Raw genomic sequence first — 26232 nt, forward strand, 5'->3', positions numbered from 1 at the left:
GATCGGTCCGCAATCTCTGTCACAGTGGACGCCATGGTGAACGGTACGGACGACGAACGCGGTACGACGGAACGTGTTCTCACCCTGCTCGGGCTCCTGCAGCAGCGCCAGGTCTGGACCGGCACCGAGCTCGCCGATCGGCTCGGCGTCACCCCGCGGACCGTACGGCGTGATGTCGAGCGACTGCGGACGCTCGGCTACCAGGTGCACGCGAGCCAGGGTGTCGGCGGCGGTTACCAACTGGGACCCGGTCAGGATCTGCCGCCCTTGCTGCTCGACGACGAGGAAGCGATCGCGACGGCCGTCTCCCTGCTCGCGGGTGCGGGTGGCGCGGTCGAGGGCGCCGGCGACGCCGCGGTCCGGGCGCTGACCAAGCTCGACCGGGTGCTGCCGACCCGGCTCCGGCACGAGGTACGGGCGCTGTCCGGCTCGGTGGAGACCTTCGGCGGCGGCCGTACGTCGGTCGACGCCGACGTACTGATGACCCTGGCCCGTGCCTGCCGCGACGCGGTCGAGCTCACCTTCGACTACCCAACCGGGGACGACGTACGGCGCCGCCGGGTCGAGCCGTACCGACTGGTCGCCTCGGACCGGCGGTGGTACCTGTTTGCCTACGACCTCGACCGCGAGGACTGGCGCACCTTCCGCCTCGACCGGGTCACCGACGCGTCCATGCGGACCTGGCATTTCCGCCCACGCGAGGCGCCCGACGCGGCCACGTACGTCCAGGAAAGCGTGTCCACCCGCGTCTACTCCCGACAGGCCCGCTTCCGCATCCACGCCCCGGCCGACACCGTCCGCGCCCAGGTCCCGGCCTCAGCAGCCGTCGTCCAACCACAAGGCCCCGACCACTGCGAACTCCTCAGCGGCGCCGCCAACCTCGACTTCGTCCTGATGCACGTAACCCTCCTGGGCCACCCCTTCGAGATCCTCGACCCACCCGACCTCCGAACCCGCTGCCAGGCCCTCGCGGACCGGCTGCTCGCCGCGGCCGGGACGGCTTAGGCGACGTACGCCGCGAGGTGTTGGGCGGTGAGGGTTGATTTCTTGGCTACGAGGTCGGTGGGGGTGCCTTCGAAGACGATCTTGCCGCCGTCGTGGCCGGCGCCGGGGCCGAGGTCGATGATCCAGTCGGCGTGGGCCATGACGGCCTGGTGGTGCTCGATGACGATGACCGACTTGCCGGACTCGACGAGGCGGTCGAGCAGGCCGAGGAGTTGCTCGACGTCGGCCAGGTGCAGACCGGTGGTCGGCTCGTCGAGAATGTAGACGTCACCCTTCTCGGCCATCTGGGTCGCCAGCTTCAGCCGCTGCCGCTCACCGCCGGATAGCGTCGTCAGCGGCTGGCCGAGGGTGAGGTACCCGAGCCCGACGTCGGCCATCCGGTCCAGGATCTTGTGCGCGGCCGGCGTCCGTGCGTCGCCGTCCTCGAAGAACTCCTCCGCCTCGCCGACCGACATCGCGAGTACTTCGGCGATGTTGCGGCCGCCGAACGTGTACTCGAGCACGGACGCCTGGAAGCGCCGGCCCTCGCACTCCTCGCAGGTCGCCTCGACCGTGGCCATCACGCCCAGATCGGTGTAGATGATGCCGGCGCCGTTGCAGGTCGGGCAGGCACCTTCGGAGTTCGAGCTGAACAGCGCCGGCTTGACCCCGTTGGCCTTCGCGAACGCCTTGCGGATCGGGTCCAGGAGGCCGGTGTACGTCGCCGGGTTGCTGCGGCGCGAACCGCGGATCGCGCCTTGGTCGATCACCACGACGCCCTCGCGACCGGCGACCGAGCCGTGGATCAGCGAGCTCTTACCGGACCCGGCGACCCCGGTGACGACGCACAGCATCCCGAGCGGGATGTCGACGTTCACCTTGCGGAGGTTGTTCGTGGACGCGCCGCGGACCTCGAGCTTACCGGTCGACTCGCGCACCGACTCCTTCAGCTTGGCGCGGTCGTCGAGGTGGCGGCCGGTGGTCGTGTCGCTCTTCCGCAACCCGGCCAGGTCGCCCTCGTAGCAGACCGTGCCGCCCGCGGAGCCGGCGCCCGGGCCGAGGTCGACGACGTGGTCGGCGATCGCGATCGTCTCCGGCTTGTGCTCGACGACGAGCACGGTGTTGCCCTTGTCGCGCAACTGCAGCAGCAGGTTGTTCATCCGCTCGATGTCGTGCGGGTGCAGGCCGATCGTCGGCTCGTCGAACACGTAGGTGACGTCGGTCAGCGACGACCCGAGGTGCCGGATCATCTTGGTCCGCTGCGCCTCACCGCCGGACAGCGTGCCGGCCGGACGGTCGAGGGAGAGGTAGCCGAGCCCGATCTCCGCGAACGAGTCGAGCAGGTGCTGCAGCCCGGCCAGCAGCGGTGCGACCGACGGCTCGTCGAGCTTGCGGATCCAGTCGGCCAGGTCGCTGATCTGCATCTGGCACAGGTCGGCGATGTTCTTGCCCTGGATCTTCGACGACAGCGCCTCCTGGCTGAGCCGGGTGCCGCCGCAGTCCGGGCAGGTGGTGAACGTGACCGCCCGCTCGACGAACGCGCGGATGTGCGGCTGCATCGCCTCGACGTCCTTGGACAGGAACGACTTCTGGATCGCCGGGATGATGCCGCTGTAGGTCAGGTTGATGCCCTCGACCTTGATCTTGGTCGGCTCCCGGTGCAGCAGGTCGTGCAGTTCCTTCTTGGTGTACTTCTTGATCGGCTTGTCCGGGTTGAAGTAGCCGGAGCCGCGGAAGATCCGGCCGTACCAGCCGTCCATGCTGTAGCCGGGGATGGTCAGCGCGCCCTCGTTGAGCGACTTGTTCTCGTCGTACAGCGCGGTCAGGTCGAAGTCGTTGACCGACCCCATGCCCTCGCACTTCGGGCACATGCCGCCGTGGTAGACGGCGTTGCGGACCACGGTCTTCTCGCCGGCGCCCTTGTCGGCGACCATCGAGCCGGTCGCGGTCCGCTTCGGGACGTTGAACGAGTACGCCGTCGGCGGCCCGACGTGCGGCTTCCCGAGCCGGCTGAACAGGATCCGCAGCATGGCGTTCGCGTCGGTCGCCGTACCGACGGTCGAGCGGGGGTTCGCGCCCATCCGCTCCTGGTCCACGATGATCGCCGTCGTCAGGCCCTCGAGGACGTCGACCTCGGGGCGGTTCAGGTTCGGCATGAAGCCCTGCAGGAACGCGCTGTAGGTCTCGTTGATCATCCGCTGCGACTCCGCGGCGATCGTGCCGAACACCAGCGAGCTCTTGCCCGAGCCGGAGACCCCGGTGAAGACCGTCAGCCGGCGCTTCGGCAGCTCGACGCTGACGTCCTTCAGGTTGTTCTCGCGAGCACCCTGGACGCGGATCAGGTCGTGGCTGTCGGCGGCATGCACGGCGGACGACGACGGGGTCTTCCGGGTCGTGGCCTTGGTCATCGTGGTCTCCCTCTGGGGTGTACGGGGATCCGGCGTCAGCCGGCCTGGGCGATCCGGATCATGTTGCCGGCGGGGTCGCGGAAGGCGCAGTCGCGGACGCCGTACGGCTGGTCGGTCGGCTCCTGGACGACCTCGGCGTTGGTGGCCTCGATCTTGGCGAAGGCGGCGTCCAGGTCGGGGGTGCCGAGGTTGATGCTGGCATAGGTGCCCTTGGCCATCATCTCGACGACCGCTCGGCGCTCGTCGTCGGTCAGGCCCGGGGTCGCCTCCGGCGGGTAGAGCACGATCGCCACGTCCTGGCCGGGCGGGCCGACGGTGATCCAGCGCATGCCCTCGTACCCGACGTCCATGCGGATCTCGAAGCCGAGGACGTCGCGGTAGAAGGCGACGGCGGCGTCCGGGTCGTTGTGCGGCAGGTAGGTCTGCTGAATTCTGAGGTCCATGGCGCTCACGCTAGTTGGCGGGCGCCGGGCGGCGCTTCTCGATTCCTGATCGGTCTGGTCACCTGTTTGGCCATGCAGGCGGGGATGCCGTTGGTCGACCGAGCCTCCTCCTGCTCCCGGTACACACTCGGCGGTACGCCGACCAGCTCGGTGAACCGGGTGCTGAACGTCCCGAGCGACGAGCACCCGACCGCGAAGCAGACCTCGGTCACGCTCAGCTCGTTCATCCGCAGCAGCGCCATCGCCCGTTCGATCCGCCGCGTCATCAGGTAGCTGTACGGCGCCTCGCCGTACGCGAGCTTGAACTGCCGGCTGAGATGACCCGCCGACATGTTCACCCCACGGGCCAGCGCCTCGACGTCGAGCGGCTGCGCGTACTCCCGGTCGATCCGGTCCTTCACCCGCCGCAGCAGCGCCAAGTCGCGCAGATCCTTCACCCCAGCCACCCCCAGATCATGCCATGCCCGCGGCCGTCACCGGCGGTAGCGCGCTCCCCAGTTCAGGTACGCCGTGTTGGCCAGTAACCAGCCGAAGCCGATGGCTTGCTGACCGTCGCGTTCGGGCGTGGGTTGGTAGCGGTCGTAGAGCGCGAGGCAGTGCTCGTGAACGGCCGGGTCCCACGGGGTCGCCTGCATCCAGCGTGGGGCCTGGTGGGCGACCGACGGCCCGCCGAGGGTCGTGCCGGCGACCGTCGTGTGGATGACCGGGAGGCCGTCGGGATCGGTCGAGGCGACGTTCTGGGTGTACGTCCGGGCGAGCCGAGCCATGTCCAGGCCGGTGAACCCCAGGCGCGCGCGGAACGCCCGTACGGCGAACTCGACGTCGATCGCGCCGTGGCTGATGTCCTCGAACTGCCGGGCCGGTCCGCCGGACGGCGTGAACACCGAGACGTCGGTCTCCGGCGACCCGGTCTTGGTGAACCCGTCGTACAGACGCCCACCCATCGGCCAGTACCGCCACTGGTACGCGTCGCCGGCGTCCACCGCCAGTTGCCCGGAGAACATCCTCGCCATCGACGCGACCTTCCGCCGATAGCCGCGGTCTCCGGTGGCGAGCGCGAGCTCGACCAGGGTCTGTCCGAGTCCGAGCGTCTGGTTGATCGGTTGCTCACACCCGTCGTACGCGAGCGGCTGTTCCTTCGGCCAGATCAGGTGACCGGTAGCTGCCTGGTACTCCCAGTCGTGTACGGCGACCGCCTCGCGGCACGCGGTCAGGTACTCGGCCGCCTTCGACCGGTACCGTCGCCGGAGCACCGGTGAGCCGTATACCAGCCGGACGAAGCTCGCGATCGGGTACGTGATCATGCCGGTGTGGACGGCGAAGATCACCGCCTTGGTCCGCATCGGGAACTCGCCTGCTACCGGCACACCGCCGCCGGCGACGGCACGCGCCGTCAGCTGCAGCGGACCGGGTGCGGCCGCGTAGATCCGGCTGACCGCGTAGTCGGGGCTGGCTGGATCCATGGTGAGGTCGGTGTGCGTCGCTGTCCGGTTGACCTGGGTGTTGACGAGCGTCACCGTGAACGCCTCGGGGGTTGATCCGGCGGTCAGGGTCACCGTGGTGTCCTCGGCGTACGGGAGCGCCTGGCGAAGCTCGAGTAGCGGGTTGCCGTTGCTGTCGGCAAGGGTCGTGTAACCGGTGGTGTACGGGTGGTCGGCGCGCCAGGCCGGCAGCGACAGGCCGCGGTAGTCGGTCACGCCGCGCTCGCGGTCGCGGACCGCCAGGACCTGGTCGACGTTGTCGATCAACCGGTCGAGGTAGTAGGTGTCCCGGTAGGTCTCGTACATGCGGACCAGGCCGAGCAGGACGTACGACTGGCTCCAGGCGAGCATGCCGGACCGGCCGTCGGCGTTGGTGTTGTCGTTCGGCTGGTCCGGCTGACCGGGTCCACCTTGCTGGAACAGCCGGTCCCAGTCGTCGAACGTTCTGCGCGCGGTGTAGTCGATTCCCGAGGTGCGAGCGGGGAATCTGGTGTTCTGTGCGGAGGCTGCTGGCATGGCGTGGGCGGTGAGGGCGGTGAGGGCGGTGCCGGCGAGTGCGGCGGCGCCGCTCACCCGGAGAAAGTCGCGACGGTCGAGCTGCATGGGGGCGGCCTCCAGCTGACGTGGGCGGAACGTGCTGCACGGAGACTCACATCGTCTCGCAGCCGGGCCGCCCCGGCACCTCGATCACGGCGCCGTCACCGGGCCCCTCCCGGTCTGGGTCAGGGAAGCTCGACGGTGATGTGCGGTGCCAACGCATGCAGGAAGTCCGCCGCGTCGAACATCGCCCCGGCCGACGCCACCCCTGTCGCCCGGGTCTCGCCGGCGACCAACCGCCGTACGGCCTCGACCGCGAGCGGCGCCGTGACTGCGTAGATGTCCCGGCCCCGCGCGATCGCCCGCCGCTCCACACCGTCAACGCGCACCCGCACGTCAACGACGAACGCCTGGTCCGCATCCCCGCCCGGCTCCGGCGCCGGCGTGTCCGGATCCGCCAGGTCACCGGCAGCAACCGCGGTCATGTAGCTGCGCACGTCCGGTACGTCGACATGGCTGGGCACCGTGACCACGTCGGCCATGCTGAACTCGGCGATCACCGGCTGCTCCCCCAACGGCTCCGGGAACTTCCAGTCCAGCTGCGTCGGCTGGTCGTCGTGATACTCCAGCGCTCCGTTGCGGAAGCGCACCCGACGGCCGCCCCGCCGAGCGTGCGACACCTGCCCCGCCACGCGCGTGCCCGCCGTCGGGTGCCAACTGCTCAAGCCATAGGCGACCTGTACGGCGTCGGCCCGCCTCCCTTCCCCCAGCGCCGCCGTCACGAGCAGATCGCCCAACCCGCCGTAGAACGCCATCGCCGGCACGATCGGCGTCGCGGCCTGCGCGTAGTCGGCGAACGTCGACGCGTTCGCCTCGATCTCGGCGGCGACGTCGACGTACGGGATCCCGGCGCGCAGGGCCGCCTCGATGACCGGGCCCGCCGTCAAGGCGAACGGGCCAGCGGTGTTGACGACGGCGGCCGCACCGTCGAGCGCCCGGTCCAGGGCTGTCGGGTCGTCCACCGAGGCCGTCCGCATCCCGTCGCGAACCGACCGGCGCCCGGCCGAGCTGCGCCCGGCTGACCGGCGCCCGGCCGGGATCGGGGTGAAGCCGCGCTCGGCCAGCTCGGCGACCACGAACCGTCCGGTGTGCCCGGTCGCTCCGTAGACCACAACCGCAGTCATTTCGTCCGTTCCTCCACCTCGTCGTCCAACTCTCGGTAGGAAAGTCTGCTCGTCCGATTGCCGACAATGTGAGCGGCCGGAACGACACCATGCGTACACTTTCGGACATGCACACCGTCGCGTTGGCCACCGCCGGCCACCTGCTCCACTTCGAGCTCGGCGTGGCGTACGAGATCTTCGGCAATCCCCCGGTCGAGGCGTCGGGCGACTGGTACAACGTCCAGCTCTGCGGGCCGGGGCCGGTCCAGGTGGGCCCGTTCGCGGTCGAGCCCAATCACGGTCTCGACCGACTGATCAGCGCCGACACCGTGATCGTGCCGGCGTGCGCCGATGTCGACGAAACCCCGCCGGCCGAGCTGATCGACGCCGTACGGGCGGCTCACGAGGCGGGGGCGCGGATCGCCTCGCTGTGCACGGGAGCGTTCGTGCTGGGGGCGGCCGGACTGCTCGACGGACGACGGGCGACCACGCACTGGGCGCACACGGCGGAGTTGAGTGCCCGGTATCCGCTCGCGATCGTCAACCCGGATGTGCTCTACACCGACAACGGGTCCGTGCTCACGTCAGCCGGCAAGGCGGCCGCGGTGGACCTCAGCCTTCATCTCATCCACCTGGATCACGGTGCGACGATCGCGAACAGCGTCGCGCGGCGGCTCGTCGTACCGCCGCACAGGTCGGGCGGTCAGGCGCAGTTCGTATCCACGCCGGTGCAGGTGAGTGGTGACAATCGGCTCGCGGAGCTGCTCGCCTGGGTGCTCGAGCGGTTGGACGAGCCGTTGACCGTGACCGACATGGCCCGGCGGGCGAACACGAGTCCACGGCATCTCGGCCGGCAGTTCCGGTCGATGACCGGGCAGACGCCGCTGCAGTGGTTGCTGACCCAGCGCGTACGGCGGGCGCAGGAGTTGCTGGAGACGACGGACCGGAGTGTGGAGTCGATCGCGATCGCGACCGGGATGGGGACGGCGACCACCCTGCGACGGCAGTTCAAACGCGTCGTCGCAGTCCCACCCGACACCTACCGCCGCACCTTCCGCCAGACCGAACCCGCCCAGGCCGCCGACTGAGCCCGCCGCGGCGGCTCCGGCTGGCGAGGGCCATGCGGCGGCTCGCGAACGGCTACGGCTCGGGAACGGCTACGGCTCGGTGACGGCGGCTCGGCGGGCAGCGGGGTCGACCAGCACCGCGACGTTGTCGGTGCGCTGCTCGACGCTGCCGCGCCCTCGCGGCAGGTCGGGCGCGCCGGCCAGGAGCTCGTCGATGATCGCCTCGTTCGGATGCAGGTACGGACGGTCCCAGAAGTCGACCGTCGCCGGCCCGGGCGCCGGCAGGCCGACCGCGCGCTGCCGGTTCAGCAGATGGTCGAGCGCCCGCCCGAGCTGCTGCTGCCGGTAGCGCCAGTGATCGGCCTTCAGCGTCTTCCGGAGCGCGTCGCCGACCTCGCGCGCACACGGCAGTCGCGCGAACATCGTCCCCCGCCATTTCGAGTACGGCGGCCACCGCCGCTCGATCATGAACGCCAGGTGGATGGCCACGTCGACCAGCCGTGCGGCGATCACCCGCGAACCGAGATCGTCCCCGAGATCCCCGGCCCGGCTCATCAGCGGCATCTCCTCCGACAATCGGCACCAGTCGCAGGCCACGACGTACCGCCAGACGTCGTCCGGGTACCACTGCAAGCTCTCACGAACAGCCGTGATCTCCCCGGGCAGATCGACGAACACCGGCCCGCCGACCACTTCAAGCACCGACTGCCCGCTCATCGTCAACCAGTCGATTGTCGACAATCCTCGCCGTGGATCGACGCCGAGCCGAGCCTCGACGAAGCCCTCCACCGACGACACCTCGACGTGGTGGATCGCCTCGGTCTGCCCGGTGAACGGGAACCGCGTCGGCAGCCCGGCGTACGTCTCGGGCAACTCGGCGGCCAGGTAGGCGTCGAGCTCGTCGACCATCGCCTCGTCGACCAGGAGGCTGAGCCGCAGGCCCCAGTCGTGGTCGCGCGACGTCGCGTCGTCCAGCCCGAGTACGTCGGACCCGCTGCCGAGCCGCCCGGCGGCGTGCGGCAAACCCGGCCACTTCCTCCCGATCAACGGCCCCACGACGTCGTCGTAGTACCGCCGAGCGAGTCCCCGTCCGTCCTCCACCCTCCTGATACTGCCTGACCGCGCAGCCGTTCCACGAGCGGATTTCCTGCGCGTGTCGTCCGTCTGCTGGATGCTGGTGGCAACCGAAAGGAGGGCCTGGTGGCTGGATATCCACGGCGGATGCACACCGTGCTCGACGCGATGGACGTGCGTGGGTTGGCGGAGTTCTACCGGGAGTTGTGCGGGTGGCAGTACCGGCCTGGGCACGAGGCGCCGGATGACGGGGCGGTCGACGACGCGGACTGGCTGGTGCTGGTGGACGACGACGGTCGGCGGCAGTTGGCGTTCCAGCAGGTCGAGGTGCTGCCCCGGTCGACGTGGCCGACGCACGACGTACCGATGCAGTTGCATGTCGACTTCGCCGTACCGTCGTTCCAGGAACTGCAGCGGCACCGGCAGCGCGCGGAAGAGCTCGGGGCCGAGCTGCTGCTGGACCAGTCGGCCGACCCCGACGAGCCGCTGTACGTGCTGGCCGATCCGGCCGGCCATCCGTTCTGCCTGCTCGTCGGCCATCCCTAGACTCCGTGGGATGGGCAGACATTTCAATCCGGCGGAAGTCTGGGCGCCGAACGGCCGGGCGTTCAACCAGGGCGTCATCCAACCCGAGGGGTACGTCGTCCACGTCACCGGGCAGGTCGCGTGGGACGCGGACAGCGTGGTCGTCGGTGTGGGCGATGCGGCGGTCCAGCTGCGGAAGAGCTTCGAGAATGTCCAGGCGATTCTCGCCGAGCCCGGCGGCCGGTTGACCGACGTGGTGAGTATGACGATCTACTTCCTCGACCGGGCCGACCTGCCCGCGATCCAGCGGGTGCGGGCCGAGTTCTTCCCCGCCGCGACCGCGCCGGCGAGCATCCTCATCCAGGTTCCCGGTCTCGTCGTCCCGGAGCTCCTCGTCGAGGTCGTGCCGATCGCGGTCATCCCACCGGACCGCTTCCGCGAGCCGGCATAGAACCGTGGGATTCATTGGTATGCCCAACGACTACTGTTATCGTTGGTCACACCAACGTTCACCGATCCCCTGGAGTCACCGGCCATGATCACGCCGTTCCGCATCGACATCCCGCAGGCCGACCTCGACGACCTGACCGACCGGCTGGCCCGCACCCGCTGGCCCAACGAGGTCGCCGGCGCCGGGTGGGACTACGGGTTCCCGCTCGCCCGGCTCCAGGAGCTCGCCGAGTACTGGCGCACCGGCTACGACTGGCGCAAGCACGAGGCCGAGCTCAACGAGCTCCCGCACTTCACCACCGAGATCGAGGGACAGACCATCCACTTCGTGCACGTCCGGTCGTCGGAGCCGGACGCGCTGCCGTTGATCCTCACCCACGGCTGGCCCGGATCGTTCCTGGAGTTCCTGGAGGTGATCGAGCCGCTGTCGCGTGACTTCCACCTGGTCGTCCCATCGATTCCCGGGTACGGCTTCTCCGGGCCGACGCACGAGCGCGACTGGGACATCCTCCGGGTCGCGCGCGCCTGGGCCGAGCTGATGCGCCGGCTCGGGTACGAGCGGTACGGCGCACAGGGCGGCGACTTCGGTTCGGGGATCTCGCTGGCCCTCGGCGCGGTGGCGCCCGAGCAGGTGGTCGGCGTCCACGTCAACTACCTGCCGACGAGGCCGGACCCGGACGCGAACCTCGAGCTGTCCGCGACCGACGAGGCGCGGTTGGACAAGATCAAGCACCTGATGGCGAACCGGCCGCCGTACCAGGCCCTGCTGGCGACCACGCCGCAGACCATCGGGTACGCGCTCACGGACTCGCCGGTCGGGCAGCTCGCCTGGATCGCCGAGCGCTTCGCCCACTGGACGGATCCGCGGTCGCCGATCAGCGACGACCGGATGCTGACCGACATCTCGCTGTACTGGCTGACCGCGACCGCGGCCTCCTCGGGCCGGCTGCACCACGATGCGCCGCGCCGGATCGAGCCGTGCCCGGTGCCCGTCGGTGTCGCCGTCTTCCCGCACGACATCACCCAGTCGGTCCGAACGCTGGCGGAGCGGCTGTACGACATCAGGCACTGGTCGGAGTTCGACCGAGGCGGCCACTTCGCCGCCCTGGAGGAACCGGAGCTGCTGGCCGAGGACGTCCGGGCCTTCTTCACCCGAATCCAGCAGGACTAGACCTCCAGCAGGACTAGACGGCGACCGAGTCAGGTACGCCGAGCTCGAGCCAGTGGAGTCGGGAGTCGGCGCCGGCGAAGGCCTCCTCGATGCCCGATCGGCCCTGGGAGAAGTGGCTCCAGCCCTCGTAGTGGACGGGGATCACCGTATGCGGGCGCAGGAGCGAGCAGAGCTCGACGCCGTCGCGTCCGGTCATGGTGTAGCGCAGCGGTCCGGTCACCCCGAACCGGACCGCCCCGAGGTGCAGCACGACAGTCCCGATCTCGAACCGTTCGCCGACCTGGCGGAGTCCGTCGTACAGCACGCTGTCCCCCGATACCCACAACGCGCCGTGCTCCTGACCCGGCCACTGCAGCACGAACCCGATCACGTCACCGGTGATCCGCCGGCTCAGCGGCGGCCCGTGCCGGCAGGGCGTCGCCGTGATCGACACCGGCGGCAGCCCACGCCGGCTCACGGTGTGGACCGACCACGGCGCCAGCCCGACAGCGCCGCCACCGAGCCGCGCCGCCCCGGCCTGCGTCGTCACCACGGTCTCCACCCGCGGCAGCAGCGACCGGCCCAGATCGTCGAGATTGTCGGCATGCTGATCATGCGTCAGCAGTACGACGTCGATCGGCGGCAGCTCGCCGATGCCGAGCGCGGGGCCCGTCGTCTTCACCGAGAACGAACCCCACCCGAACGTGTACCTCCGGCCCGGAGGGTCGAACGTCGGATCGGTCAGTACCCGCCAGTCGTCGACCTCGATCAGCGTCGTCGGGCCGCCGAGGTGGGTGAACCGGACCACGCTCACGAGTGTTCCAGCGCCCAGTCCAGCACCTCGTCGGCGATCAGTTCCCAGCCGTCCTGGGCGGGCAGCAGGTGCGCGTATCCGTCGTACTCCCGGATCTCGGTCACGGTGTTCGACTTGTAGTGCTTCGCGTTCGAGCGCTGCACCTCCGGTGGCATGATGTGGTCCTCGGAGCCGGAGACGAACAGCAGCGGCGCCCGGGCGTCGTTCTTGTAGTCGACCCAGGTGTCCTGGTGCCCGGGCTGGAAGTTCGCCAGTACGCCGCCCCAGACGATCGCGCCGCTGGCCGGGATCGCGTAGCGCTCGTACAACCGGCGCGCCTCGTCGTCGGGGAACGTGTTGGTGAACGCGTAGTTCCACTGCTCGAAGGTCAGCGGGATCGCCTTGTGCCGGTTCGCCGGGCTCTTCAGCACCGGGAACGTCGACTTGACCTGGGACAGCGGGACGACGCGGACGCCTTCGGTCGGCGCGGAGTTCATCGCCACCCCGGCCGCGCCGAAACCGTGGTCGAGCAGGATCTGGGTGAACGCCCCGCCGGCCGAGTGGCCGATGATGATCGGCGGCGCGTCGAGTCCGCGGATGATCGTCTCGAGGTGCTCGATGATCGCCGGGACGGTCACCTTCGTCACCGGGCCCGGATCGGCGTTCAGCGACTCCACCTCCACCTCGAACCCGCGATAGGCCGGAGCCAGCACCTTGAAGCCGCGTGCCTCGTAGTGCGTGATCCAGTGTTCCCAGCTCCGCGGTGTCACCCAGAATCCGTGAACCAGCACGATGGTGTCAGCAGGCATGGTGGCGCGTCCTTCCGTCCGGCAGGTTTGCCGGAAACGTAGCTGCCGATCCGGCGTCCTCCGTAGGATGTGCGTGCACGGATCTGGGCTGTGTCTGCACAGTTCGCCCACCAGATTCCAGGGGTGGAGGGGGTTGGGCATGGCCGTGCTGCTGGACACCGCCGCGCTGCCGCGGCAGGACCGGGCGGAGGCGTTCTACTCGGCGATGATGTCGGCGAGTGTGCCGTCGCGCATCGAGCACGAGGACCCGGACGGGGAGGTGCACGCGCGGATGGACTTCTGGCGGCTCGGGACGCCGGACCTCTTCCGCAACGAGGGGTCAGGGATCCGGCTCGTGCGTACGCCGGAGCACGTGCGGATCGGTGGACCGGAGCGGCTCGCACTGGCCGTCCAGGTGATCGGATCGGGTCGCTTCAGCCAGAGCGGGTCGGATCAGCGGGTCCGTACTGGTGAACTCATGCTCGTCGACCTGACCGCGCCGTACGAGTTCGCCTGGAGCGGTCAAGGCGCGTCGCAGGCGTTCCAGATCGACTTCGCCGATCTCGGGCTGAGCGTCGAGACGGTCCGCGCGGCGGCTCACCGACTGCCCAGTAGTCCGCTGTACGACCTGATGCTGCACCACCTGACGGCGTTGCCCGGCGTCATCGATGCGCTCCAGGGGACACAGCCGGCGGAGTTGGTCGGTACGGCGACGACCCAGCTGGTCCGAGCCTTGCTCACCTCCGCCGTGGGCGATGCCGATCGGCGTCCGCACGCGATCGCCGACGTACTGTTCACCCGCATCACCTGGTACGCGCGGCAGCACCTGGCCGATCCAGAGCTGACGCCGGCGCGGATCGCGGCGGAGCACAACATCTCCGTCCGCTACCTCTACAAGCTCTTCGCCGAGCAGCAACTCAGCCTCGAGCAGTGGCTGATCACCGAGCGTCTCCAAGGCGCCGCCCGGCAGCTCACCGATCCCGCATACCGCCACCGCTCGATCGCGGCGATCGCTGCCGAGTGGGGCTTCCTCGACGCCGGTCACTTCACCCGCCGCTTCCGCCGGGAGCACGGCATGACGCCTCGCGACTGGCGGCGTACTAACCAGCGACCCTGAAGACCGGCCAACCGATCTCAGTACGCCAACTCGACGGATCCGGGTCGTCTCGCGGTCCGACGACGTACGTCTCATGCACCGGACCGTCGACGGCCAGGGCGTGGTCCACGACCCAGGCGCCCAGCCGCCCGTAGGTCACATCGATGTCGTCGTGGGTGCCGGGGTGGACGGTGGTCGCAAGCTCGACCGCGGGCAGTTCGACCGCCCGCACCCGGCCGTACGACGGTGGATCGGTCGCCGGCCGGTAGACGAGGACAGCCCCGCGCCCGGTCGAGAACAGCTCGTTGTCGTAGCGCCCGCCCGGCGGACCGAGCCGCTCGTGAACGGACGCGTCCAGCTCGGCCATGGCAGCGTCGTACCACTCGAGAACGTCGCCCACGTCGACCACCGCGGCGATGCCGGCGACGGTCCGGGCCGGCACGGACCTGAGGTGGACCGCGAGCTCACCGGTCTCCCGGCGAAGCAGGCGCTGCAGCGAGTTGACCGCCGTACGGGTCCGGTCCAGCGAGGCCTGGAGCCGGTCGAGGTGCCCGGCGATCAGCTCGGCGCGCATCCCGGGGTCGTCCGTCGCCAGGATCCTGCCGACCTCGGCCAGCGGTACGTCGAGCTCGCGCAGCCGGTGGATCACCTGCGCGGACGGGATCTGGCCGGTCGTGTAGTACCGGTACCCGCTGACCGGATCGACCGCGGCCGGCTCCAGCAGTCCGCTCTCGTGGTAGCGGCGAAGCGTTCGCACGCTCAGATGGGTGAGCTGCGCGAACTCGCCGATCGTCAGACCTCCCCGCACCCCGCCACTCTGCACCCTCTCCCCGGGAGAGAGTCAACTTCTTGACCCTCTCCCAGGGAGAGACGCCACCGTGGACGACATGTTGCCGAACACAATCACCACCTACCTGACGACCCCGTCCATCGACCTCTTCGCCGAGCACGCCGAGGTCACCGACGAGGGCAAGACCCACCGCGGTCGCGCCGAGATCCGCGCCTGGCTCGACCGGTCGGCGAGCGAGTACACCTACACCACCGAGCTGGTCGACACCCGACAGCTCGACGCCAACACCTGGGTCGCGGTGAACCACCTCGAGGGCAACTTCCCCGGCGGCACCGTAGACCTCAACTTCACCTTCACCCTCGACAACAACCAGATCACCCACCTAGTCATCGCACCCTGAAGTAGACGTTGCGCGCAGCCAGTCCCTGTCACGCACACCTCGACACCTGGCACGCACACCGACAGCCCAGTTGCTCGACAACCCCGCCCCCGACCGACCACGAGCCGCCACCCGACTACGCCGGCCGCCTCGTCGCAGAGCCCGTCCTTCCACAGTCCGAGCAGGACCGTGCAAGTAGCGGCCACGACCGCGGGCCGCAGCGAGGCGTTCCCGGAGTTCGCCACCGCGGTCCCGGCGGCCCTCGCGGACCGGTCAGACCGGTCTACGTTCTCAACAACGCAGGCGTCGGGCAGTACGCCGTACCGATCGAGGAGACCACTGAGGACCTGTTCGACCAGACGCTGCACCCGCCGCTCGCGGACAGCGGTGCGATCGTCAACACCAGCAGCTCCGCCCTCGCGAACACCAAGTCCGAGCCCAGGTATTCGGTCTGCAGGAGCATGAAGTGTGCGCAACTGGTGCAGGCCAGGTACGTCGCCAAGGCGTTCAGTGCCCGCCGAACGGACGCGCGCGACTTAGCCCCCGGCGTCTCCGAGCCCGGCGTTCCTGGTCGCGACCCGCTCGATCACCGTCTCCATGATCGGCTCGCGGTCTTCCGGCTGAACGCGGTCGTCCTGGGCGTGCCCGTACGCGTCCCGGGGACGACGCGTTCGCGAAGTACCCGGAGCTGATCCCGCCGCCCGCCGCCCGGACCGCCCTCGGCCGGATCGGCGAGCCGGACGGCGTGGGCAAGGTGATCGCCTTCCTCCCCTCCCCCGACGCTTCCTGGATCACCGCGCAGACCCTCAAGGCCTCCGGCGGCTACGACCTCCGACCGGCTTCCCAGCTGTCACCCCAGGTGGCGTCTCGTGCGCTGCGGAACTGCTCGGACGACTTGGGTACGACGAGTTGCTTACGCGTACCGTCCGCCGTACAGAGATCCAGGACGACCCGTCCCTTCGGACGCGTCGGGCGGTTGATGATCCGGTTCGTCGCTGAGGTGCTGGGCCGGCGGGTCGCGACGAGGTAGCTGAACTTCTCGTCCTCGTAGTTGCGGGTGCCGTGCTTGGCGAGCCGATGAAGCTCGCTGCGCGGCACCCGCACGGCGAAGTGACACCAGTCGTTCGCAGCCAGCGGGCAGGCTTGCTCATGCGGACACGGCGCGGCGAACGTCATCCCGAGGTCGATCAGCTGCCGTCGAGCTTCGAGGATCCGCTCGAACCCGCGCGGCGTCCCGGGTTCGACGACGACAACCGTGTCCGCCGTATTCGCCGCCTTGGCGACGACTCGGCCGCGGGTTGCCGCAGTTAGCTCACCGAGCACGTAGCTGATCGTGACGAGCTCGACCCGACGTTCCGGCTCCCATCGCCGAAGGTCCGCTCGCGTCCACTGCTGGTTGCCATTGGCAAGCAGCGTCGAGCCTAGCTCGATGGCGTCAGGTTGCCGCTCGACGATCTCGGTGGAGATCCCCGGCCACACATCGGCGGCCGCCCAGGCGCCGGCCCCGGTGCCGCCGCCCAGATCGAGATGGTTGCTGAATGAACCAACGTGCGCATCCGCCGCGGTCAGGGCCGCCCGCAGCGCGCGGAACGTGGCCGGCATTCGAAACACGGCGTACGCAAGACAATCAAGCCGATCAGCCATGCTGGCCGCGCCATCTCTCACGCACTCACCACGATAGCGAGCCGACAAATCGGCGATCCGCTGCCGCAAGACGTCGTACTTGATCCCGTCGAGGGCCTGATTCAGGGCAGCCTGCAGTTGTTCGTCCACTGAGGACATGGAAGGACTCCGGTTCGGTCGGTACGGGCGCGCGAAACCCCGCGCAGGACCCGCGGCCTCCGCCGCGACGTACCAACCGGTCCAGAAACGCGTCAGTCAGAACACGAACAGGAGGGGGTTGGCACGGAACCGGCTAACCATGCAAGCCATGACCCACCTCCTCAGCAGACGCTGCCCCCCACTCTAACGAACCGCAGCTCTCTGTGCCCCCGATTAAAGGTGACCCAACGCCTACCAGATAGGGCCGCCGCCGGTTGGATTTGTCCACAGGCCTAGATGTCATGTGGACAACGTGGAGGCGCGAGAGCCCTTAAAAACAAGGGGAATCAGCTTTGAAAACTGTCGGACGGGCCGTCTAGAGTTTGATGCATGGAAGATCTGGGACAGCGCCCGGTGTGGTCGATGAGCGGCAGCGAAATGCTGTCGACTCTCGACGTACTGGATGCCGAGCTGGCCCGGTTGCAGACCTACCGCCTCCAGGTCATCGCCGGCCTCGAGGATGTCGGCTACGCGCAAGAGGTCGGTGCCCACGACACCGCCCGACTGCTGACCTTCCGGTACCGCCTCAACAGCACCGACGCCCACCGCGACGTCCGCCTCGCCCGCGCCCTGCCCAAATACGACGCAGTCGCAGCAGCCCTGCCTGACACAGCCCTGCCTGACACAGCACCCGGCGCGCAGACCGCGGCTGCGACCGCCGAGCACGAACATGAGCACGAGCACGACGCCGAGCCCGACCACGACGAGCACGACGCCGATCCCGACGACCGCGGCGAGCATGGCAGTGAGCACGCTGATCACCGCGAGGACGATCAGCGATGGCTGCTGCGACCAGCCCAGGCCGAGGCCATCGTCTCCGCCCTCGAACGGGTCCCGGCAACGGTCCCGGTCGAGGACGTCGAGGTCGCCGAACAGCAACTGGTCAACCTCGCCCGCCACCTGTCCCCGGCCGAACTGCGCCGGGCCGGCAAACAGATCCGCGACCTGCTGGACACCGACGGCCCCGAGCCCGACGAACACAAGGCCTACGCCCGCGAATCACTGACCCTGAGCGACGCCGACAACGGCGTGGCTTTCCGCGGCTACCTGGCCAACGAGAACGCCGAACTCCTCCGCGCCCTCATCCACGCCAACGCCCGCCCCCACAAAACCGTCGACGGCGACCCCGACCCCCGCCCCCGCACCAAACGCCAAGCCGACGCCCTCACCACCACCCTCACCCTCGCCGCCACAACCACCGACACCACCCACCGCCGCGACGACCGCCTCAGCGACCTTGCCCGCCCTGCACCGACCGGCACCGCTGATCGCCGCGACGACCGCCCCGCCACCGACCCGCGCTCGCCTGGTGTCGGCACTCCCCTCGACGGCGACGGCCCGACGTCGGCCGACCATGATCGCCCTACCGCCGAGCCGACCACCAGGCCAGCGGCCGATCAAGCAGACGGGGCCGGGCGGTCTGGCCGGAACAACTGGGTGCCGGGGTTCGGGGCGAAGGCGAACATCACCGTCACCATCGACCTCAACGACCTCAAGGCCGCCACCGCCGAGGCCACCGGCCAACTCGTCTACGGCGACAACCTGTCCGCGGCCGCGATCCGCCGCCTGGCCTGCGACGCCAACATCATCCCGCTCGTGCTCGGCACCAACTCCGAACCCCTCGACATCGGCCGCGCCGCACGCCTCGTCAACCGCCACCTGCGCCGCGCCCTCAACGCCCGCGACAAAGGCTGCGTCGTCTGCGCCGCCCCACCCATCCACTGCGACGCCCACCACCTCCACAGCTGGCTCGACGGCGGCCCCACCGCCATCAACAACCTCGTCCTGCTCTGCCGCCGCCACCACCGCGACCTCCACTCCGGCCACTGGACCATCCACATCACCAACGGCACAGTCCACGTCACCCGCCCCACCTGGGCCGACCCACCACCCCCACCCCCAACCCGCAACCAATCCTGCTGCCACCCACCAACTCGTGAAGCCGGTGACCGCACACCCGCGCCTGACCGCACATCCGCGCCCGAGCAGCCACCGCCACACGAGCAGTCACCGCCACCCGAACCCGCGCGCCCGCGGCCGCCCAGCGCTGACCTCGCGCCCGAACGTTCACCGGCAACCGAAAACCCGCCCGAGAACGCGCGTGTGCCGCAACCGTCACCCGACGCCGAACGTGCGCCCTCGCCCACCCACACGCCCGGATACATCCACACGCCCGGAGACGTCACACGCCCCGGCACGTCCACACTCACCGAGCGTCCGGATCGCCAACCAGCGTCCGCGGACTCTCCGCCTGATTGTTCAGTATCGTCGGGCGGACCGACCGCGGCTCCACCCACGCCCTCCCGCTGGAAGGCCAACGACGAGACACTCAGACAGGCCGCCCGCTTCGCTGTCTGGGGCAACGAACCTCCGGACCAGCAACCGCCCGACAACGGGAGCCGTGTCGATGTGAACACGGCGGGACAGGCCAGCACAGCCCTCACGTAGCTTCACAGGATCCGCAACTCGCAGAACGCGACAGCATCTCGTCCCGCTTGGTCACCGGCCGAACCTTCGCGGGGGTCAGCATTGTCCGTCGACCACCTCGGCTGACGCCGCCACGCCGCGAGTGGTTCCACAGATCTCGTGCTAAAGCGTCAGCGCCAACTGCTGCACGTACGCCGGCGATACGACAGCTGCCCCGCGACCGGTCGCGAGCCGCCGGTCGGGGTTACTCGGAGTCGGCTCTACGGGAGGTACGTCTCGCTCGCACGCGTGCGCAGCCGGCTCTACGGAAGCTGCCTCTAGCACGCACCGGTGCGTAGCGCGCGGTTCCTGCTTCACGCATGGTCCCCGCTGACCTGTGTGAAGCGGCGCACCTTCCTACGACCCTCTCGCCTTGCGCAGACCGGAACGGACCGGCCTTCTTGCTCCGGTCCGGAAGTAGACGTGCACCACGCCGCCTGCTCAACGCATGGTCACCGCAGAGCCGTGGCGAGCGGAGCAGCTTTTCTACAACCGTGTCGCCCTGCGTGGCCTCGAGCGGGACGTCTTGTTCCGGGTGCGACCGTAGACGTGGGCCACCCCGCCTGTTCAGCCGCTTCACCGGGTGATCGCGGTCGACCCACCGCGCACGGGATCCTCGCACAACACCGCCTGAGCTGTACGTCGGGATCGCGCGGGAGATGTCAGTCCCGAGACCGACGAGGAAGCAGGTCGCGACAACTCCGTCCCACTGGCTATCGCCCGGCGTCATCACCTCCAGGTGCAGGAAACACATCACCCCCAGGGTGCAGGAACCCGCATCACCTCCGGATGCAGGGATCACATCGTCTACGGATGCAGTAGCCACCTCCGCACCGTGGACTGTCGGCTGCCCGAAGAACCCCGGGCTGACCCCGACCTGGAGCGAGGGCTTAGCGGTCGAGGCAGGTGCAGATGCAGACTTTGTTGCCTTCGGGGTCGGCGAGGACGGTGAAGGCGGGGGCTTCCTGGTCGTAGGTGATGCGACCGCCCGCGGCCACGCCGGCGGCTATGCGCTCATCCGCAACGTCGTGCGGGACCCACAGGTCGAGGTGGAAGCGCTGGCGCGGGGTCTCGTGTGACTCGGTCGTCTGGAACCAGAGGTTCGGCACCCGGCCGGTCGGGTCCACGACGTCGCCCCCGCCGTACGACGTACCGGCCAGCACCGCCGCCCAGAACGGACCGACAGCGGCCAGGTCAGCCGTGTCGAGCGCGAGCTCGAGCTGCCGCACCGCCATCGGATCAGCCCCGAACCCGAGGGATTCCGCAATCGAACTGATCCGCCGCGCCTGCTCCAGCTCCCGCTCGGTCACCCGTGAGATTGTGTGCTCGTCTCGATGGACCGCGTCCTCGCTGAGCAACTTCAGCTCGACAAACCCGGCCGTCAGTCGGACCTCCGCGCAGCCCTCGCCGACGGCCTCCAGGAAGCGGAGGCCGTCGGCGTACGTCCTGGTCAGGAAGTGACCGTGCAGACCCTGCGCCAGCATGCGCCAGTCGGCCAGCCCGGCGTCGAGGATCGCCTGCGTCGTCACGACATCCATGTCCACACCTCGCCTCTCCCCCAGAGCAGTTCCAGGAGCCCCGAGGCTAGGACACGGCACCGACAGATCTCAGAGCAGCACTTCCTTGCCGTCCTCGACGATGATGTCACCGGTGCCGATCGAGCCGAAGCCCTCCTGCCGCAGCGTCAGCGACACCACGCCCGAGCCGCCGGTGAGCACCTCACCGGAGGTGATCTTGTACGTCGACGGTACGGCGCCGTCCGCGAACAGCCGCTTCCCGTCGCCGACCACGACCGGGAACTGGATCAACCGGTACGTGTCGACGAGGCCGGCGTCGTGCAGTGTCCGGGCGAGCTGCCAGCTGCCGTGGACCTGGAGCTCCCGCCCGGGCTGTTCCTTCAGCCGCCGTACCTGCTCGACGATGTCGTCGCCGCGCAGGACGGTGGTGTCGCCCCAGGCCGCGTCCTCGTCGGAGAGGGTGTTGCTGACGACGTACTTCTTCCAGGTGTTCAGCGCGGTCGACACGATGTTGTCCGGCTCGACCGTGACCTGTGACCAGAAGGTCCGCATCATCTCGAACGTCGACCGCCCGAGCAGGATCGCGTCCGCCTCGCGGAACCACCCGTCGACGGGGTCAAGCTGGCCCTCGCCGGCGTGCGGGACCAGCCAGCCGCCCTGCTCGAACCCGTTGCTGCGGTCCTCGTCCGGTCCGCCAGGACCCTGCATTACGCCGTCGAGGCTGACGAAGGTGTTGACGCTGAGTTCCATGACTGTCTCCTGTGGTTCGTAGGTGCGTTCTCGCCAACGCGTCGAACCGTCCGGACGGAACTCGACACTTTCAGTCCGGGGATTTTGTGAGGACGGCGAGGTCCCGCTCGGCGAAGAGGCGGTGCTCCCACTCCTCGCCCAGGATGCAGCTGAGACAGTCGCCGACCCGGTACGTGTCCGACGCCGGGTAGCCGGGCTCGGGCACGGGTGTCGTCATCTCGTCGATCCGCTCGTCGGTGAGTTCGGCGATGATCCCGCGGACGGTCGCCATCCGGTCGGCGCGCAGCGCGAGCACTTCGTCCAGCGACGGCCGTACGTCGCGGTCGCGCGGGATCGGCGGGGTGTCGTGCATCTCGTCGTGCGGGAGGTCGAGCGGGTTCCACGGTGCTGGGTCGCCGAGGACCGTACGCCGGATCCACGCGTCGGTGGCGAACACGAGGTGACGCTGAGTCTCGATGAACGACCACTCGCCGTCAACGGACTCGTGCAGCTTGGCCGGCGGCAGCGACCGGGCGCGCTCGACGGTCTCACCCCAGAGCCGCTCGAGCAGGTCCCACGCCTCCCGGTACCCGTCCGCGTCGGCCGGCCGCATCTTCACCCGGTCGGGATAGCGGCGGTTGAGCTCGGCGTCGATCAGCGGTACGACGTCGATGCCCCAGACCGTCAGGTTGCGGATGTCACCGTCGAGCGACACGTCGTGCAGCAACGCACCGCGGATCGTCGCGCCTCGCAGGCTGACGTTGTCGAACCGCGCCTCGGCCAGGTCGACGTCGTGGAACACCGCACCCCGCAACGACAGCTCCTCGAAACGAGCCCCGGCCAGATCCTCCTGCTTGAACTCAGTCACCCAGCCAGCCTGCCGCCCCACCCGCCCACACGTCCAGACTCCACGAATTCCGTGGTAGATCTGGGCTCCATGTATCGACGGCTGGTGCTCAAGCTCTCGGGTCAGGCGATCGCCGGCCCGAACGACTTCGGTTTCGACAGCGACCGGCTCACCCACCTGGCGACCGAGGTGATCGCGCTGCGGGCGACCGGCGTGCAGGTCGCGGTGGTGGTCGGCGGCGGCAACGTGTTCCGCGGCAACCGGGCCGCCGACTGGGGCATCGACCGGGTCGAGGCGGACAACATCGGCATGCTCGGCACGGTGATCAACGCCGTATTGCTGCGTGGGCGGCTCGCAGCCCTCGGCGCGGACGACGTACGCTTGATGACGGCGATCCCGATCAACAACCTGGCCGAGCCGTACATCCGGCTGCGGGCGCTGCGGCACCTGGAGAAGGGCTCGATCGTGCTCCTTGCCTGCGGCAACGGGCAGCCGTTCACCACCACCGACTACCCGGCCGTCCAGCGCGCGATCGAGCTCGGCGCCGACGCCCTCCTGGTCGCCAAGAACGGCACCGACGGGGTGTACGACGCCGACCCGAACACCACGCCCGCCGCCACGCGCTTCGACCGCCTCACCTACGACGAGGTGATCACCCGCCGCCTGACCGTCATGGACCAGTCCGCCTTCATCCTCGCCCGCGACCACCACCTCCCCCTGCACGTCTTCGACATCGACCGCCCGCAAGCCGCCCCCACCATCGCCACCGGCGACCCCCTCGGCACCCTGATCACTAACGCGCCAGTTCGTGGGTGATGGTGGTGATGTGAGGGGTGATCCAGGTGCCTCCGGCGGTGTGTTCTGCGTGGATCGCCATCAGGGCCCAGAGGGCTCGGTACATCGAGAAGGTCTGTTCCAAGCCGGTCACGTCCAGGTCGTAGCCCGCCAGGAGGGCCTTGGTTGCCTCCGGGCCGGACATGGTGAAGCGGGCGAGGTCGAAGAGCGGATCGCCGTACATGGCGTCGCCCCAGTCGAGGATGCCGGTCAGGTCGTTGCCGACGGCGTACAGGTGCCGCGGGTGCAGGTCGGCGTGGAGGAGCACGGGGTCGACGTGGGCGACGGAGTCGACGAAGGGTGGGACGACCTCCCGCAGGCGCCGGATCAGGGCCGGGGGGAGGATGCCGGTGAGGGTGTCGAGGTGGTTGATCGGCTCGGACAGGCGCTTGGCCCAGTTGGCGTCACCGTGGAGTTCGTTCATGCGGCGGAGGCGGCGGCCGGCTTCGGTGAGGACGGTCGGGGAGGTGGACGCGCCACCGGGGATCTCGGCGGCGAGCAGGTAGGTCGGCTCGACGTGCAGGATCTCGGGCGCTGGTACGCCGGCGGACCGGGCGAGCCGGCAGACGCGCGCTTCGGCCTCGACGGACGCGCCGGACTTCAGGTAGACGACCGGACCGGCGGCGGTGTGCAGGCGGTACGTCCGGTTGCCGGCGAAGCCCTGTACGGGCTCCACGCGGACGATCGGGCCGACGCGGACGGCGGCGTGGGCGACTGCGGCGGACTCGGTCAGTGGTGTCCGGGATTCGTGCGGCATCCGGGGCAGCCTATGGAAAATCGGTTGAGGGTCGCGTGGGGTTTTGCTGTACTCGGGGAGTCCGAGCAGGTGTGAGTGGAAGGAGTGCGGCGATGCGAGCTCGCTTCATGTGTGTCGCTGAGATCACTGACACCTGTTCAAAGGACATGAAGCTTTGTGAAATTACTGAACCTGGGGATTCTGGCGCACGTCGACGCCGGTAAGACGAGCCTGACCGAGCGGCTGCTGTACGCCGCCGGGGTCATCGACGAGGTCGGCAGTGTCGACGACGGCAGTACGCAGACCGATTCGCTCGCGCTCGAGCGGCAGCGTGGGATCACCATCAAGTCGGCGGTCGTGTCGTTCCCGATCGGCGACGTCACGGTCAACCTGATCGACACACCAGGTCACCCGGACTTCATCGCCGAGGTGGAGCGGGCGCTCAGCGTGCTCGACGGCGCTGTGCTCGTGATCTCGGCGGTCGAAGGCGTCCAGGCGCAGACGCGAGTGCTGATGCGGACGTTGCAACGGCTCCGCATCCCGACGCTGATCTTCGTCAACAAGGCCGACCGTGCGGGTGCGCAGTACGAGCCGGTGCTGAAGTCGATCGCGGACAAGCTCTCCGCGGCGATCGTGCCGATGGGGTCGGCATGCGGTCTCGGCACGCGCTCGGCGACGTTCACGCCGTACGGTCCGGACGACCCGTACGGCGACCTGCTCGAAGTGCTGACCGAGAACGACGACCAACTGCTGGCGACCTTCGTGGAGAACGAGGAAGCACTCTCGGTCCACGCGCTCCGGCGCCAACTCGCCGTACAGACGAAGAAGGCCCTCGTGCACCCGGTGTACGTCGGCTCCGCGATCACCGGCGCCGGCACGGACGCACTGAGCGAAGGCATCCGCGAGTTCCTGCCGCTCGCCTCGACCGATGCCGACGGCCCGGTGGACGGCTCGGTCTTCAAGGTCGAGCGCGGCCCGGCCGGCGAGAAGGTCGCCTACGTCCGGATGTTCTCGGGTACGGCGCACGTCCGCGACCGACTGCGGTTCGGCCGAGGCGAGGCGAAGCTCACCGCCCTTGAGGTCTTCGGCGAGCCGCAGAAGGCAGCCGTCCGGGCCGGCCAGATCGGCAAGCTGTGGGGTCTGGCCGACGTACAGATCGGCGACCGGATCACCTCGACCGGGCAGGAGCCGAGCACCGCGACCGGCGGATTCTTCGCACCACCGACCCTGGAGACGGTGATCTCGCCACTCCGGCCGTCCGACAAGGGCAACCTGCAGGTCGCGCTCACCCAGCTGGCCGAGCAGGACCCGCTGATCAACCTGCGCCAGGACGACCTCCGGCAGGAGACGTACGTGTCGCTGTACGGCGAGGTGCAGAAGGAGGTCATCCAGACGACGCTGGCGACCGAGTTCGGGATCGACGTCGACTTCCGCGAGACCACCACGATCTGCATCGAGCGGATCGACGGCACCGGACAGGCGGTCGAGTTCAACAAGAAGGACCCGAACCCGTTCCTGGCCACGGTCGGTCTGCGGGTCGAGCCGGCGCCGGTGAACGCCGGGGTGACGTTCGAGCTCGAGGTGGAGCTCGGGTCGATGCCGTACGCGTTCATCAAGGCGGTCGAGGAGACCGTCCGCGAGACGCTCGGGCAAGGCCTGCACGGCTGGCAGATCCCGGACGCGCGGGTGGTGATGACGCACTCGGGGTACTCGGCGCGGCAGAGTCACGCGCATGCCGTCTTCGACAAGAGCATGTCGAGCACGGCCGGCGACTTCCGCTTCCTCACGCCGCTCGTGCTGGTGACCGCGCTGCAGGAGGCCGGTACGACGGTCCACGAGCCGATGCACCGGTTCCAGCTCGAGATCCCGACCGACACGACGCGCGCCGTGCTCGCGGCTCTGGCGCGGCTCCGGGCGATCCCGCAGGTGCCGGCGCTGGCGGCCGAGACGTCAACGCTGGAAGGGGAAATCGCCGCGGCCGCGGTGTACCAGCTCGAGCAGCAACTGCCCGCGCTGACGCGGGGCGAGGGCGTGCTGGAGTCGGCGTTCGAGCGCTACCAGCCGGTGACGGGCCCGGTCCCGGAGCGGCCGCGGACCGACCACGATCCGCTGCACCGCCGCGAGTACCTCCTGCACGTGCAGCGCCGGGTATGA

At 69.2% G+C, this 26232-nt stretch carries 24 protein-coding genes and 1 pseudogene; 11 read left to right on the forward strand and 14 right to left on the reverse strand.

The features are described 5' to 3' along the window. Positions 1-33 precede the first annotated feature (33 nt). Positions 34-1005 carry a helix-turn-helix transcriptional regulator gene (locus ACQPYZ_RS18120; RefSeq protein WP_433157044.1) on the forward strand — a complete coding sequence of 324 codons (972 nt, stop codon included), beginning with the start codon at positions 34-36 and terminating at the stop codon, positions 1003-1005. Here ACQPYZ_RS18120 and ACQPYZ_RS18125 read toward each other — a convergent pair. The 5 genes from ACQPYZ_RS18125 to ACQPYZ_RS18145 form a co-directional block, all read right to left on the reverse strand. After that, entirely contained in the window at positions 1002-3392 is a 2391-nt protein-coding gene (locus ACQPYZ_RS18125) for an ATP-binding cassette domain-containing protein (RefSeq protein ID WP_433157047.1), read from the reverse strand. The two genes, ACQPYZ_RS18120 and ACQPYZ_RS18125, sit on opposite strands and share 4 nt — an antisense overlap. 35 nt (positions 3393-3427) lie before the next feature. Then, the gene (locus ACQPYZ_RS18130) at positions 3428-3835 is read right to left on the reverse strand and encodes a VOC family protein (protein ID WP_433157049.1); all 408 of its coding nucleotides are present in this window, start codon (positions 3833-3835) and stop codon (positions 3428-3430) included. A 5-nt stretch (positions 3836-3840) separates the two neighbouring features. Then, positions 3841-4281 carry a helix-turn-helix transcriptional regulator gene (locus tag ACQPYZ_RS18135; protein WP_433157052.1) on the reverse strand — a complete coding sequence of 147 codons (441 nt, stop codon included), beginning with the start codon at positions 4279-4281 and terminating at the stop codon, positions 3841-3843. A 27-nt stretch (positions 4282-4308) separates the two neighbouring features. Continuing rightward, positions 4309-5919 carry a hypothetical protein gene (locus ACQPYZ_RS18140; protein WP_433157055.1) on the reverse strand — a complete coding sequence of 537 codons (1611 nt, stop codon included), beginning with the start codon at positions 5917-5919 and terminating at the stop codon, positions 4309-4311. Between the two features lie 119 nt (positions 5920-6038). Further along, entirely contained in the window at positions 6039-7037 is a 999-nt protein-coding gene (locus ACQPYZ_RS18145) for a saccharopine dehydrogenase NADP-binding domain-containing protein (protein ID WP_433157058.1), read from the reverse strand. A gap of 107 nt (positions 7038-7144) precedes the next feature. On the opposite strand from ACQPYZ_RS18145, the gene ACQPYZ_RS18150 reads away from it, so the two are divergent. Then, entirely contained in the window at positions 7145-8104 is a 960-nt protein-coding gene (locus ACQPYZ_RS18150) for a helix-turn-helix domain-containing protein (RefSeq protein WP_433157061.1), read from the forward strand. Between the two features lie 69 nt (positions 8105-8173). Here the strand turns inward: ACQPYZ_RS18150 and ACQPYZ_RS18155 are convergent, their stop codons facing one another. Beyond that, complete coding sequence (locus ACQPYZ_RS18155) at positions 8174-9184, reverse strand: DUF4037 domain-containing protein (protein ID WP_433157063.1); 1011 nt, start codon at positions 9182-9184, stop codon at positions 8174-8176. Between the two features lie 99 nt (positions 9185-9283). On the opposite strand from ACQPYZ_RS18155, the gene ACQPYZ_RS18160 reads away from it, so the two are divergent. The 3 genes from ACQPYZ_RS18160 to ACQPYZ_RS18170 all read left to right on the forward strand — a co-directional run bounded on the left by ACQPYZ_RS18160 (position 9284) and on the right by ACQPYZ_RS18170 (position 11303). Then, the gene (locus ACQPYZ_RS18160) at positions 9284-9703 is read left to right on the forward strand and encodes a VOC family protein (RefSeq protein WP_433157066.1); all 420 of its coding nucleotides are present in this window, start codon (positions 9284-9286) and stop codon (positions 9701-9703) included. 10 nt (positions 9704-9713) lie between these two features. After that, entirely contained in the window at positions 9714-10133 is a 420-nt protein-coding gene (locus ACQPYZ_RS18165) for a RidA family protein (protein ID WP_433157069.1), read from the forward strand. An 84-nt stretch (positions 10134-10217) separates the two neighbouring features. After that, positions 10218-11303: an epoxide hydrolase family protein gene (locus ACQPYZ_RS18170; protein WP_433157072.1), complete on the forward strand. Its 1086-nt coding sequence runs from the start codon at positions 10218-10220 to the stop codon at positions 11301-11303. A 13-nt stretch (positions 11304-11316) separates the two neighbouring features. On the opposite strand, the gene ACQPYZ_RS18175 is transcribed toward ACQPYZ_RS18170, so the two are convergent. Together ACQPYZ_RS18175 and ACQPYZ_RS18180 are read right to left on the reverse strand one after the other, a co-directional pair. Continuing rightward, positions 11317-12090, reverse strand: a complete 774-nt coding sequence (locus tag ACQPYZ_RS18175) for an MBL fold metallo-hydrolase (RefSeq protein ID WP_433157074.1) — start codon at positions 12088-12090, stop codon at positions 11317-11319. Between the two features lie 2 nt (positions 12091-12092). After that, the gene (locus tag ACQPYZ_RS18180) at positions 12093-12884 is read right to left on the reverse strand and encodes an alpha/beta hydrolase (protein WP_433157077.1); all 792 of its coding nucleotides are present in this window, start codon (positions 12882-12884) and stop codon (positions 12093-12095) included. A 139-nt stretch (positions 12885-13023) separates the two neighbouring features. Here ACQPYZ_RS18180 and ACQPYZ_RS18185 point away from each other — a divergent pair, with 139 nt between their 5' ends. Further along, positions 13024-13980: a helix-turn-helix domain-containing protein gene (locus ACQPYZ_RS18185; protein ID WP_433157080.1), complete on the forward strand. Its 957-nt coding sequence runs from the start codon at positions 13024-13026 to the stop codon at positions 13978-13980. Here ACQPYZ_RS18185 and ACQPYZ_RS18190 read toward each other — a convergent pair. Continuing rightward, a complete protein-coding gene (locus ACQPYZ_RS18190) occupies positions 13964-14767 on the reverse strand; it encodes a MerR family transcriptional regulator (protein WP_433157082.1) in 804 nt (267 codons plus the stop codon). The genes ACQPYZ_RS18185 and ACQPYZ_RS18190 overlap by 17 nt on opposite strands. Positions 14768-14846: 79 nt before the next feature. Here ACQPYZ_RS18190 and ACQPYZ_RS18195 point away from each other — a divergent pair, with 79 nt between their 5' ends. Beyond that, complete coding sequence (locus ACQPYZ_RS18195; RefSeq protein WP_433157085.1) at positions 14847-15149, forward strand: hypothetical protein; 303 nt, start codon at positions 14847-14849, stop codon at positions 15147-15149. Between the two features lie 670 nt (positions 15150-15819). Continuing rightward, positions 15820-15894, forward strand: a pseudogene (locus ACQPYZ_RS18200) (hypothetical protein); the annotation flags it as partial. 56 nt (positions 15895-15950) lie between these two features. Here the strand turns inward: ACQPYZ_RS18200 and ACQPYZ_RS18205 are convergent. Next, entirely contained in the window at positions 15951-16901 is a 951-nt protein-coding gene (locus tag ACQPYZ_RS18205) for a small ribosomal subunit Rsm22 family protein (protein ID WP_433157088.1), read from the reverse strand. 378 nt (positions 16902-17279) lie between these two features. On the opposite strand from ACQPYZ_RS18205, the gene ACQPYZ_RS18210 reads away from it, so the two are divergent. Next, complete coding sequence (locus ACQPYZ_RS18210) at positions 17280-19397, forward strand: DUF222 domain-containing protein (protein WP_433157090.1); 2118 nt, start codon at positions 17280-17282, stop codon at positions 19395-19397. A gap of 908 nt (positions 19398-20305) precedes the next feature. On the opposite strand, the gene ACQPYZ_RS18215 is transcribed toward ACQPYZ_RS18210, so the two are convergent. From ACQPYZ_RS18215 to ACQPYZ_RS18225, 3 genes are all read right to left on the reverse strand, one after another. Beyond that, positions 20306-20953, reverse strand: a complete 648-nt coding sequence (locus ACQPYZ_RS18215; RefSeq protein WP_433157092.1) for a VOC family protein — start codon at positions 20951-20953, stop codon at positions 20306-20308. Positions 20954-21022: 69 nt separating this feature from the next. Then, complete coding sequence (locus ACQPYZ_RS18220) at positions 21023-21682, reverse strand: dihydrofolate reductase family protein (RefSeq protein WP_433157095.1); 660 nt, start codon at positions 21680-21682, stop codon at positions 21023-21025. 70 nt (positions 21683-21752) lie between these two features. Beyond that, on the reverse strand, positions 21753-22529 hold the full coding sequence (locus tag ACQPYZ_RS18225) for a DinB family protein (protein ID WP_433157098.1): 777 nt from the start codon (positions 22527-22529) through the stop codon (positions 21753-21755). A 69-nt stretch (positions 22530-22598) separates the two neighbouring features. On the opposite strand from ACQPYZ_RS18225, the gene pyrH reads away from it, so the two are divergent. Further along, the gene (gene pyrH, locus ACQPYZ_RS18230) at positions 22599-23324 is read left to right on the forward strand and encodes a UMP kinase (protein WP_433157100.1); all 726 of its coding nucleotides are present in this window, start codon (positions 22599-22601) and stop codon (positions 23322-23324) included. On the opposite strand, the gene ACQPYZ_RS18235 is transcribed toward pyrH, so the two are convergent. Further along, a complete protein-coding gene (locus ACQPYZ_RS18235) occupies positions 23302-24099 on the reverse strand; it encodes a phosphotransferase family protein (protein ID WP_433157103.1) in 798 nt (265 codons plus the stop codon). The two genes, pyrH and ACQPYZ_RS18235, sit on opposite strands and share 23 nt — an antisense overlap. Before the next feature lie 156 nt (positions 24100-24255). On the opposite strand from ACQPYZ_RS18235, the gene ACQPYZ_RS18240 reads away from it, so the two are divergent. Next, positions 24256-26232, forward strand: a complete 1977-nt coding sequence (locus ACQPYZ_RS18240) for a GTP-binding protein (RefSeq protein WP_433157105.1) — start codon at positions 24256-24258, stop codon at positions 26230-26232.

Source organism: Kribbella sp. CA-247076 (assembly GCF_050942445.1).
Classification (GTDB): Bacteria; Actinomycetota; Actinomycetes; order Propionibacteriales; family Kribbellaceae; genus Kribbella.